Annotated in this window: 8 protein-coding genes; 1 reads left to right on the top strand and 7 read right to left on the bottom strand. The window is 46.5% G+C overall.

Annotated features, from left to right (window positions below; genetic code table 11):
* Nucleotides 1–201: 201 nt before the first annotated feature.
* Nucleotides 202–2,520 carry an alpha-xylosidase gene (yicI, locus tag RS891_RS10650; protein ID WP_315795249.1) on the bottom strand — a complete coding sequence of 773 codons (2,319 nt, stop codon included), beginning with the start codon at nucleotides 2,518–2,520 and terminating at the stop codon, nucleotides 202–204.
* A gap of 172 nt (nucleotides 2,521–2,692) precedes the next feature.
* On the opposite strand from yicI, the gene RS891_RS10645 reads away from it, so the two are divergent.
* On the top strand, nucleotides 2,693–3,607 hold the full coding sequence (locus tag RS891_RS10645) for a helix-turn-helix transcriptional regulator (RefSeq protein ID WP_315795248.1): 915 nt from the start codon (nucleotides 2,693–2,695) through the stop codon (nucleotides 3,605–3,607).
* A 159-nt stretch (nucleotides 3,608–3,766) separates the two neighbouring features.
* On the opposite strand, the gene RS891_RS10640 is transcribed toward RS891_RS10645, so the two are convergent.
* From RS891_RS10640 to RS891_RS10615, 6 genes are all read right to left on the bottom strand, one after another.
* A complete protein-coding gene (locus RS891_RS10640; protein WP_315795247.1) occupies nucleotides 3,767–4,687 on the bottom strand; it encodes a hypothetical protein in 921 nt (306 codons plus the stop codon).
* 390 nt (nucleotides 4,688–5,077) lie between these two features.
* Nucleotides 5,078–6,934, bottom strand: coding sequence for an adenine deaminase (gene ade / locus RS891_RS10635; protein ID WP_315795246.1), 1,857 nt, complete (start codon nucleotides 6,932–6,934; stop codon nucleotides 5,078–5,080).
* A gap of 328 nt (nucleotides 6,935–7,262) precedes the next feature.
* The gene (gene helD, locus RS891_RS10630) at nucleotides 7,263–9,638 is read right to left on the bottom strand and encodes an RNA polymerase recycling motor HelD (protein ID WP_315795245.1); all 2,376 of its coding nucleotides are present in this window, start codon (nucleotides 9,636–9,638) and stop codon (nucleotides 7,263–7,265) included.
* Between the two features lie 240 nt (nucleotides 9,639–9,878).
* Nucleotides 9,879–10,340, bottom strand: a complete 462-nt coding sequence (locus RS891_RS10625) for a pyridoxamine 5'-phosphate oxidase family protein (RefSeq protein WP_315795244.1) — start codon at nucleotides 10,338–10,340, stop codon at nucleotides 9,879–9,881.
* A gap of 140 nt (nucleotides 10,341–10,480) precedes the next feature.
* Nucleotides 10,481–11,548, bottom strand: coding sequence for an FUSC family protein (locus tag RS891_RS10620; protein WP_113052712.1), 1,068 nt, complete (start codon nucleotides 11,546–11,548; stop codon nucleotides 10,481–10,483).
* Nucleotides 11,549–11,800: 252 nt separating this feature from the next.
* Entirely contained in the window at nucleotides 11,801–12,526 is a 726-nt protein-coding gene (locus RS891_RS10615; protein ID WP_113052713.1) for an HD domain-containing protein, read from the bottom strand.

Raw genomic sequence — 12,526 nt, 5'->3', positions numbered from 1 at the left:
TCTGTCGCTTTATAAATTGAACTAAAGAATAATTACATTTGCCACTTCGATGACAGAACAACCTACGTTCTCATGTAAAAGTTTAGTTCGATGTATAAATGATACTACCATTTCTTTTCTATAACCATATCTTCCAATGGCACGACAGTAGACAAACAGACGGCACCTTGCGGTACCGTCCTTCTGTTTATCCAAAAAACATTACAGTTGAATTGTAAGCGAGCTAGCACCTTCCGCTGCCGTAACGACAACACCATGTGCACCAGACGCTTGGGAACCGCCCTCTACGCCGGATACACTTTCGATGCCACGCAGCACGATATTCCATGGTTTGCCTGCACCTTCAGCACGAACTTCCAGAACAGAGCCGTTACGGGATACGTTAACAACCAGCTCCTGCTCAGCATTTTGGTTTACAACAACCGCTTGAGCGGAGTTGCCGTCAGCCAGTTCGAACAAATGAAGGGATACATGATCGGCAAAGTCATAATCCGGTTTGCTATCCACAGCACCAACAGCAATCAGGCTGTTTGGCTTAACCATCATTGGCAATGTTTTGAAGTCATGATTCTCACTGATCCAACGTCCACCTTCAACTTTAGCACCTGTCAGATAGTTGGTCCATGTACCTTCAGGCAGGTAATAACGAACATCACCCTCCTTGTTGAAGATTGGAGCCACCAGGATCGAATCACCAAACATGTATTGTGTATCCAGGCTGTACGTTGTTGGATCGTCAGGGAAATCCAGCAGCATAGCGCGCATCATCGGAATACCTTTTACAGTCGACTCCACCGCAGAATTGTAGAGATACGGCATCAGGCTGATTTTGAGTTTGGTAAAGTCACGAACAACGTCCACGGATTCCTCGTCGAACAGCCAAGGCACACGATACGAAGTGCTTCCGTGTAGGCGGCTGTGAGAAGATAAAAGTCCGAATTGTACCCAGCGTTTGTATACGTCAGGGGTTGCTGTACTCTCAAAGCCACTGATATCATGGCTCCAGAATCCGAAACCGGAAAGTCCAAGCGAGAGACCACCGCGAAGTGATTCAGCCATGGATTCATAAGTAGAAGAGCAGTCTCCACCCCAGTGAACCGGGAACTGTTGACCACCTGCTGTTGCAGAGCGTGCAAACAGAGCAGCTTCGTTTTTGCCAATTTTTTCTTCGAGCAATTCAAATACAGCTTTGTTATAGAGCTGTGTATAATAGTTGTGCATTTTAACCGGATCAGAGCCATCGAAGTACACGACATCTGTCGGAATTCTTTCACCAAAGTCAGTTTTGAATGAATCTACACCTTGATCAAGCAGAACTTCCAACTTACTCTTATACCAATTAACAGCATCCGGATTTGTGAAATCAACCAGAGCCATACCTGCTTGCCACATATCCCATTGCCATACGCTGCCATCCGCGGTTTTTACCAGATAACCGTTCTCCATACCTTCATCGAACAAGTAGGATTTTTCTGCAATATATGGATTGATCCACGCACAGATTTTGAGGCCTTTCTCTTTCAGACGTGCAAGCATGCCTTCCGGATCTGGGAACATCGCTTCATCCCATACAAAATCAGACCATTGGTATTCCTTCATCCAGAAGCAGTCAAAATGGAATACAGACAGCGGAAGATCACGTTCAGCCATGCCATCTACGAAATGGTTAACCGTTGCTTCATCATAATCCGTTGTGAATGATGTTGTCAGCCACAGACCAAACGTCCATGCTGGTGGAAGCGCTGGTTTACCTGTTAATTTCGTATAATTATCAAGTACATCCTTGGGATTGTCACCGCCGATAATGAAATATTCCAACGTCTCGCCTTCTACGCTGAACTGCACTTTGGATACATTCTCAGATGCAATCTCATACGATACGCGTTCAGGATGGTTTACAAATACACCATATCCTTTGTTGGACAAGTAGAAAGGAATGTTCTTATAGGACTGCTCACTGCTTGTACCGCCGTCCTCATTCCACGTGTCAACCACCTGGCCATTCTTAACAAATGGTGTGAAGCGCTCACCAAGTCCGTAAACGTATTCACCAATGCCTAGATCAAGCTGCTCGCGGAAATACGCTTCCTTACTTGGACCAGTAATATAACCAGCCGCTCTTTGACCGCTACCCGTAATGCGTTTACCTCCATACAGGAAGCTGACGTCCCAACCGTTCGTTTTGTCGATTTGAACTTCCAGATTGCCGCTTTTCAAAACAGCACCTTGTTCATTTTTCGAGATGTCAACGTTCACATCTTGATTGTTAAGCTCAAATACAGGCCCTTTTTTCACTCCGCCTTTATGATGATTCAAAGTTACACGAATAACGTTAGGCATAGGTGAGCTGTAAGTTGCTTTAAGCAATGTACCATTCAACGTGTCGCCTTTGGTGCGAATATATTTAGTTGCCGCATATACGGTCACAGAATTCTCTTTTTGCACAATATCACGAATGTCAGTCGGGTTTTGAATGTGGTACCCTTCACGAGTCATCCAGAATCCATCAGTAAATTTCATGTTTTCTTTCCCCCTTCGGTTATACTATAATAATATTGATATTAATAACTAATTTCTTCTCATATTTTGACCAAATATATCACGATTCTGATATTTCTTATCCGATTCTTTATAAACACCACCAATCTATGGGAACGTTTACATTAATAATAATGCAAAAGGAGAATCACATATGGAACGTGAACGATTACGCGAAGACCGGATTCACGGCAATGCCATGTACCCAGTCAGTGTGTATCCGGATATTCAACAATTGAATGGCGACAGTATTCTCGATTGCCACTGGCATGATGAAATGGAATTCACCATGGTCACTCAGGGCAGTGCAGTTTTTCAAATCGATATGAATACGGTAGAGGTTCAGGCGGGAGAAGCCATCTTTATCAATCGGGGGGAAATTCACGCAGGCTATCTGAAAGGCGATGTCCCTTGTGTTTTTTCATCCATCGTATTTAACCCGGAGCTGTTAGGCAGTCGTACGTTCGATGCTGTACAAGAGAAATTCGTTGGCCCACTAGTGCACAAAACGGTTCTCCCCCCTTACCATATCCAAACCGATGAAGCGTGGGGACAAGAAATTATTTTCCATTTGAAACGTATTTTCGCCGATCATGCCGCCGGGACACCAACCTGCGAGATGACAACCAAAGCTTACCTCTATCTAATATTTGCACAAATGTTTGAACATATGAGACCTGCTTCACTCAAAAGGACCATTCCGTCAAGCAGTCATGATAAAGTGGAGCGTCTGAAATCAGTGTTAAGCTATATTCACAAGCGTTACCCCGAACCACTCAAGTTAAAAGAACTGGCAGATGAAGCCAATATGAGCGAAGGACACTTTTGTCGCTTTTTCAAACAGATGGTGCAGAAAAGTCCGGTCGACTATATCAACTATTATCGCATCCAGCAGGCCTGTGTTCAGCTTGAGAATACCGATCACAAAATTGTGGATATTGCCATGGACGTTGGGTTCGAGCATTTGAGCTATTTCATTACAACATTCAAGAAACACAAGAACATTACCCCGTCCCAATATCGCAAAATGTTTTATGAGAAAGTGGCGATGGAACCTGCATTGGTCTAAGCTTAAACATCTTTCAGGACCAGCATTCGCACTCGGCACTCTGAACTAACGACACTTCACTGTTCTCCACTTTTATTGAGTTAACAGATGCAAAGAAGGTGCTTCAGCCCGTTCGGCCGTAAGCACCTTCTTTATCATATTGATGTATGGAATTTCATTTTACTTTTTCAATGTCTCCCATGAGCTGTACTCATGCACCGAGAATCCGTTAAAAGACGAATGCAAACTTGCCATTTTCTCTACCAACTTGAGCTGTGCTTCCATATATGCTGTACCCTCTTCATAAAAGGTAATAAAATCACCTTCCTTGCTTTGCTTGGTCTCCACGGCGATCGATACTGTTTTACCCAAAAGGGACGCTTCCTCAAGCTCATCTTTCGCTACATTATAGATGGCCGCAGCCGTATCCCGGTAAGCCATAATGGTGATAGAGTCAAACTTGCGGATCATCCAGCTGCTTACATTCATCGTGGAACCCGGAATTTTATAACCATCCAGCCAGAAAGGCAGGTCAGCGGCTACAGGCATCTTCATCCGTGCAGCGCGATCAACGATATATTGAACATTTCCCTGCCACTGCGTAATCACACTGGCCTGATTGGTTTTCCACTCTGGATGCACATGAGGTTCAATATCCAGATGAATGCCTGCAAATTTCTCATTGGGCTCAACTTGATTTTGATACGCTTCAACCCAGTCCAGAAAGTCTGCAATTTGCCCCCGGCTCTCTGTCAGTCCCCAGGCAGGTCTTCCATCCATCACGTCCACGGCAATATTTTTCTCTCTGGCTTGACGAATGAAAGATGTATAGTACGGAAGCTTTACATCCCGATTCATTTGTAGGTAGATTGTATTGATTTTGTTCGTTGAGGCAAACTTCAGCACTAGCTGAGGGTTATTTTGAATCTGTGTGGTATCCCATACCCAGGTTGCTCTTACCGATCCCTGAACCGTTCCATGGATGGTTTCATAACTGTCAACTGAGCCAAGTGCAGTGGCCTTGCAAACATAAGCATTCCCCGTAAACAGCATGAAACAACTAATTAACAAAATGAATTGGTATCTCTTTTTGCTTTTCATATTTATACACTCCCTTTGATGTTATGCAGCTCTATCGTGCAAATCTCGATGAAATTCTGTCGTTTTATATTCATTCATTGGATACAGTTTCGATGTACGACTATTTACATTGCTTTTATATGCAACATCATCTCTTAGACTTACGACGAAAGAATCATATAACATTATTTCGGGTATTCACACTTCTGTATTTATAGTTCTAAAGTCTTATTTATGAAAAACTTTTTAATTTTAGCCTAATTTTACCCCAACATGGGTCATTTTTTGCATATGTACAACAGACGACTCAAGACCTAGTAAGCGTTTTCCTGTAAAAATAAAAAAAGGCCGCCCAAAGGCGACCTATACTTCTCTCCCCGTTTCAAGGAAGACTGAACACGCTATTATTCGTTAATTACCAGCTGGAGCAGCCGGTGTATTCTCCACCATTTCATCGAACAGGGATACCAGCTCAATGCCTTCTGCCGAAATGCGCACCAAGCCTTTATCAGACAAGCGCAATTCCGGAATAACAACAAGTGCCAGCAGAGACAGCGTCATAAACGCGTTATTTAACGTACAGCCAGCAGACTGTAACGCTTCACTTATAGCAGCAGATTGAGCTGCTACCACTTCAAAAGATTCCGTGGACATCAGCCCTGCAATACGCAGCGGGAATTCGGTCACACCAGAGGCTGTCACGACGGCTACGCCGCCCTGCATGCCAATGACCCGGTTGCCCGCCTCAGCCATCAATGCGTCATCATTACCGATAATAAGCAGATTGTGACTGTCATGGGCTACGGTCATTGCAATGGCCGCAGGGCCTGTGAAGCCAATGCCCCCAACAAGGGCAACGGCACGATTGCCCGTTTGTTTGTGACGCTCGATCACCGCAATTTTGCAGATCTCATCTGAAGTTGAAACGACGACATTGCCATGTTCTACCGTGACATTAACATGCTGCTCTTTGGTATCCACATGATTCTCCGTCACATGAATCACTTTTGCTCCAATTGTTCCTTCAGTAATTGGCGCAGATAGCTCCATATCCTTCGGCTGAATGTTCGCTTCCAGTTTCACGGTGTTCAGCGCCTCTTCCGGATACGTGAAGCTGTCCCAGACTGCAGTCATTTTGCCGCTCTCTGCCACGACATGCCCTGCGGCAATCGTCATGCCTACACGGACATCTGCCAAGCGTCCATCCAGCAAAATAATGTCGGCGATATTCCCCGGAATAACCGCACCAATGTCGCGCGCTACACCGAAACGTTCAGCCGTATTAATCGTCGCCATCTGGAAAGCGGTAACCGGCTTCACCCCTTGAGAAATGGCCAAACGTACAACAAAGTCCATATGGCCTTCTTTGAGCAGTGATTCTGAACTCCGGTCATCCGTCACCAGCATCATGCGGCGTGTATCCAGGCCAAGCTCAGTACAGGCTTTGATCGTTTCCGCAACGTCATGCCATGCAGAGCCCTGACGCATTTTGGCGTACATGCCAAGCCGCAGGCGCTCCACCACATCTTCCTTCGTAACACATTCATGATCCCCTGTAACGCCGCTTGCTGCGTATGCTGGCAGACGCCAGTCATCCGCCGCCCAAGTGAAGTGACCATCTGCCACCTTCCCTGCCCGAAGCGTCGCCTGGATCTCACCGATCATCGTCTCGTCCCCGTACACAACCCCAGGGAAGTTCATCACTTCACCGAGACCAATCATATCGGGCCCCCAGGAAAGAGCTTCCGCCACTTCTTCCGGTCCAATATAAGCGCCTGTTGTCTCCAGTCCAGGATGTGTGGAAGGAACACAGGAAGCCACCTGCATATATGCAGCCATTGGCGTCGTCCGAGCTTCATCCAGCATCAATCGCAAACCTTTAAGTCCAAGCACGTTGGAGATTTCATGCGGGTCAAAGAACCCTCCCGTTGTTCCGGAAGGCAGAACAGCTCTTGCAAACTCGGTTACTTTCATTTGTGTACTTTCAATGTGACAGTGCCCATCCAGCAATCCGGGAGCAATGTACTTGCCTTCTGCCTCAATAATACGTGTATTTTCTCCGATCGTATGACTTACATCTTTGCCAACATATGCAATCCGGGCTCCCTGTACCGCTACAGACATGCCTGGCAAAATTTCACCCGACACCACATTAACCAGCGTTCCGCCCCGAATGACCAAGGTAGCAGGCAAATCTCCCCGTGCTGTTGCCACCAGATCCGGTACGCAATCCGCCATTAATGGGCGTTCAAAAGATGGTGTGTTCATATTGCTGCCTCCTTCATAAATAAACGATCCAAAAAAATAGATTGTTACGATTATATGAGTCTCGCCGTCATGTGTAAAGAAAATTCACACCTATTGTGCATGAACACAAAGGATGAATCATTTTTTATCCATAAAACCTAATCCATCCAATCTGATGTCAGAGGAGATATCTATGAAGAGATATCTATTACCAATGATCCTCTCCCTGCCTCTCACAGCAAAGGCCAAACCTCATGGAGCTTCTTATTCCCCACATCGTATTCCCCAATACACAGAAAAACTTCCGTCCTTTCGAACGGAAGCCACCTTCAAGAACCTGAAAACAAATTCAGTCGGCCTGAGCCGCAGACACCTTGCCCATATCATACAATTCCTCGGACTGGGACGTAATGAATGGACTCGGTTTCCCCATGCAATAGATATGCAGTAAATGCATCGCACGAGTACATGCCGTATAGAACAGCTTACGTTCGTGCTCCTGCGCATATTGCGATGCAGATCCGTCATAGATCAGAACCGCATCAAACTCCACACCTTTGGCAAGATACGCCGGGATAACATGCACACCCCGTTCAAAGGCCAGCGTTGTTTTCTTAATCAGCTTCGGTGTGGCAGGCAGTACTTTGCTTAATGCTTCATGGATGTCCTTGCTCTCTTCCGCAGTCTTACAGATGACCGCGACTGATTCATACCCTTCCTGTATCAGATGTTTGAGATCAGCTGTAATGACATCCAGATGCTCCTGTTCATTGGAGGAAACGATCACTTTCGGCTTCTCCCCACCCCGGTTAAATGGAACAATCTCTTCTCCACCCGGAACCATGCCGCGTGTAAACTCCACGATCTCCTGTGTTGAACGATAACTTCTCGTCAGCTCGATCACTTCCGTATTTTCCGGTCCATACAGATTGGTCAGCGGCCCCGTACCACTCAATACCGAAGAGTGTGCATAGATCGCTTGATTAAAATCTCCAAGTGCGGTGATTTTTGATCTCGGGAACAATCTTTTCATAAAGGCCAGTTGGAAGGCCGAGTAATCCTGTGCCTCGTCAATAATCACATGGCGGATATTGGAGTTAATATGGAATCCGAGCAGTAACTCACGCAGATACAAATATGGTGTGATATCCTCATAGGCCAGCTCCTGTACTCTCAGTCTGCGAAGTGTCATCTCACCAATCTCTTCCCAGTGTGAAGGCAGTGCTTCCTCTCCCAAGAGGCGAACCATCTGCGCCCGATCGTTGAACAAGTGCGCATACAGTTGACGGACATCGACAAAACGTAACGATTTGATCCATTTGCGCAGAGGCTTGAGCCGATCACTGACCACCATCCGGGCAAGGATCTCCCGTTCCTGCTGGAAATCATCGAACGTGTCCGCCTTCCCTTTTTGCTTTCTCTTTAGGCGCTGATAGGCCCGCTGCAGATCTTCCGGCTCCATCAGATCCATTTGTTGATCTACCCAAGGTGCTTCCAATTCACCTTTGCCAAAGGCCGATAACTCTTTCAGCATCCAGTCCCGCAGGATTTCCAATCGATTCACCAATTTGACGGATGGCTCGAAGCTATAGAATTTCTCGGCCATGGCCTCAGCTGTAACTACAGCCCGCCCCTGGAAACGAACCGGCTTAAACTTCATACCTTCAGACATCATGCTGTCCTTATAGCGAGTTATCACCTTCAGGAAAGATTCGGATGACTTGAATCGAATACCGGACATACGCGCTTCATACTCAGGATCTTCTGTTCCGGTCAATACGTATTCAAGCTGAATGAATGGGTCTTCCAGCTGATACTCACGGCCCAAACGGCGTTCCAGATACTCCTGGAAGGTCGTTTGCAGCATATTTTCTTCCCCAAGCTCAGGCAGTACGGTGGAAACATAACTGTTGAACATCGGATTTGGCGAAAAAAGGACCATCTGATCTGCTTGCAGATGCTCACGGTATTTATAGAGAAGATACGCCACTCGTTGGAGTGCAGCCGATGTTTTACCACTGCCAGCAGCTCCCTGCACGATCAGCATGCGAGTCCGGTCATTACGGATAATCCGGTTCTGTTCCTTCTGGATCGTCGCTACAATGCTTTTCATCTGTGCATCCGAGGTTCGACTGAGAACAGCCTGTAACAGTTCATCCCCAATCGTAACCCCGGTGTCGAACATAAACCGGATACGTCCATCCCGAATGACAAACTGCCGCTTCATCTCAATATCGCCACTTATCCCACCGCTCGGGGTATGATACGTGACCGGACCTGGCGCACCATCGTAATACAGGTTCGATATGGGTGCTCGCCAGTCATAGACAAGGAAGGATTCCTCCTTCTCATCCAGTAATGATGCGATACCCAGATAGATTCGCTCTGCATTGGGGTAGCCATTTTCCTTAAAATCAATGCGGCCAAAATACGGTGAATGATGCAGCCGTTTCATTTTGTCCAGCGCTGCTGCCGTATTCAGATGACTGCGCTCCCGATCCGATAGAACCTGTGATTGCTGCCTCATACTGGTGGAGGTCTCACCCACGTCATCTGCTTCGCTGAAGTTCATGGTGACTTCGTCCCAGAAGTCTTTTCTCATTCCCACAACTTCGTCCCTGAAGGAACCTACCTCTTTTTCCAGGATGTCGATTTTCCGATCAATCTGTTCCGTTACAACATTGACCCGCTGTTGCTCCTCGCTCCATTGCTGGTCTGTACTCATATGTTAATACGCCCCTCTTTCCCCGGATTGTGTCCTCAAAAGCCCATTTGACAAGCCCGAAAAGGCTATGGTATAATTAATTAGAAAGTAAACATTTTTATTTTATGTTAATTAGTTCTAATTTTCTGAAAACCATTTTTTATTGTACCAGTGACAACGTCCCGATGCAAGCGGAGGCGTTTTTTGTTGTTTTCATTCTATTATTACCCTCGGATAGGATGAATATAGAACGCTCCCATACTATTGTCGTAATTCTTCTATGGTCTCTCTCCAGCGTGAGATGGCCCCAGCTTCGTCTTTTAATTGAAATGTTACCCCAGAAGTAATCTCCGCATAGGGTGCATGATCTACACGAACGTTTAACACCTGAGCTTCAAAACGATCTCTCGGATGCACAGCTTCCATGAGTTGCGGCAGTGAAGTCACATTCAGACGAATAGCTGACAAACTTTGCTGATGAACAGCAATCAAGGTAGCCTTGCCTGTTCGGCTCATATTCATACTTGTCTGTGTTCCCGGCCATAAAGCCAGTCTCAGCAAGTTGGGCGCGATAGCAATAACTTCCCCCATACTAATCATCGCCTGATGCGGCCAGCCATCTTCGGACACAGTCAGCAATTGCATCGCTTCGTGCTGCTTCTGCTCCAGATCCTGTCCATTGAACCACTCCATCCATTCAGTACTAAGCTGTGTTAAATTCATACGTATCTACCTCGGTTCGGTTGAGTTGGTTGCACAAGGTTTGTGCTATGTATGCAAAACAACCCGGACACACTGTCCGGGCTGGTTGTGATTCCATTGTAAATGATGAAACCACATCACCGCAAACCGTATTACCATGTTTACGGCCATTTAAGCCAATTCAGAATTTTATCCTGTGACTCCTTGTCTTCACTGGCACTATGCACATGTTCCGCAAGCCGGTTTAAACGTTCCAGCTGATAGCCATAATCATAGATTGCAGCGGCTACGATGGACAATCTCAGCATCCCTTCCTGATCAATATCAAACTGGGAAATGGCCTGCTCCATGAAACGATCATTATCCAAAATGAACTGTGCCGCTTCTTCCCCGTTTGGTTTCAGCTTATCCTCGAATTTGAGCAGCGCATGTTCATGGAATTTGATCACAAGCTCCAGATGTGTATCAAAGAACTGATCCATTTCAGGTGTGCGCTGTGCCTGGAAATAATGGCGTTCTACCGAATCCAGCACATCGAATCCTTTTTGCAGACTCAGCAGCATCTGTTTGTATACGACCATCTGCCGGGTCTCGCTGAATTTGGAACGTTTCATCTTCTTCTGTTCTTCTTCAAACAAATTATACTTATCTGACAAAGATTTAATGGAACCGCCCAGATTGTTTTTCTCATCCCGGAACACCACTTCCTTGATCTCATCTGAGATCGACGTCCGCAGCAGTAGTGACATGCCACTGAACACACTCTGAATCTGCTTCACGAACTGAACCTTTGGCTTGGGTGGAAATACCGTTATATTAATAAGAAAAGCAGATACTATGCCGACAAGTGTCAGCAGGAAACGATTCAATGCAAAATGCCAGTCACCCGACGCTTCCATAATTGAAACAACGGTTACCAGCGTCAGGCCGACCGTTTCGCCCATATTTAATTTAAGACAAATCATAATAACCAGCACAATAATTAACCCGACGGCGATGGGCTCATTGGATAGCACCATGCCTCCCAGCAAGGCCACAATTGCCCCTAGTGTGGTGGTCTGCAGCTGATCCAGGAAATACTTCCAGGAACGATATATGGATGGCTGCATCGCAAAGATGGCCGCAATCGCTGCGGGGACGGGAGATTGCGGGTTCAGGAACATGCTGCTAAGGTACAGGGCCAGCGTGACCGCAATCCCTGTCTTAAGTACACGTGCACCAAATGACATGGTGACCCCTCCTCTTTTTCAAAACTGATTTCATTCGTTGGATGATCATTATCATTATTACCCCATATTTCTTTTTTTGCCCGAATCATTTCAGGAGAACGATTTATTGTATCATGGAAGCCTTTGGGTTACCATGCCCTTTATCCTGATGCTGAGTTAAATTCCCTATTACTTCTATGTATACACAACAATACCCCACACTCCACTCTCGGAAGTAAGGGGTATTGTAGGTTTAAGTCTAAACGGAGAAAGTTATGAGAACCTTCCTTCCCATTCACGCTTAAATTGCTCCACGAACTGCACCATAAAGTCATGACGCTGCTCTGCCAGTTCCTTGCCATAGGACGTGTTCATCAGATCTTTAAGCTTAAACAGCTTTTCGTAAAAGTGATTGATCGTTGTACTGCGTCCATTCCGATATTCCTCCCGCGACATCTGCTCTCGTGGCGATAGAGCAGGATCATACATCTCACGACCTCTCGCGCCAGCAAAAGCAAACGTACGCGCAATACCAATAGCGCCCAGCGCATCCAGGCGATCTGCATCCTGCACCACCTGAGCTTCCAGGGATGAGACGGCAGGGCGTTGTCCTCCTGCATAGGAAATGGAACTAATGATGTGTACCACAGCTTCCCGTGTGCCCGCTTCAAGCGGCTGGGTGTCCAGCCATGCATTCAGCTTCGCCATTCCGGATTCGAGACTTTCGTTAAGCTTCTCATCCGGCACATCATGAAGCAATGCAGCGAGTTCACAGATAAAGGGATCAGCACCCATACGGTGTGCAAGCTCGACCGCAAGTGCGGTCACCCGCTCGATATGGGGCCAGTCATGACCATCTGTATGTGCGGCCGCATCTCCTTTAACAAAAGCGCGAGCCGCCCGAAGAATAGCCTCTCCTGTTAACGTACCATCAACCTGATCCCCATGCCCTGATTGTTGCGTGCTTTGGTTCAGATGTTGAGGGGAATTCTCTTGCAT

Source organism: Paenibacillus sp. BIC5C1, from assembly GCF_032399705.1.
GTDB lineage: Bacteria > Bacillota > Bacilli > Paenibacillales > Paenibacillaceae > Paenibacillus > Paenibacillus taichungensis_A.
The sequence above is the reverse complement of the archived record's forward strand: the minus strand, read 5'-3'. Positions and strand labels throughout refer to the sequence as shown.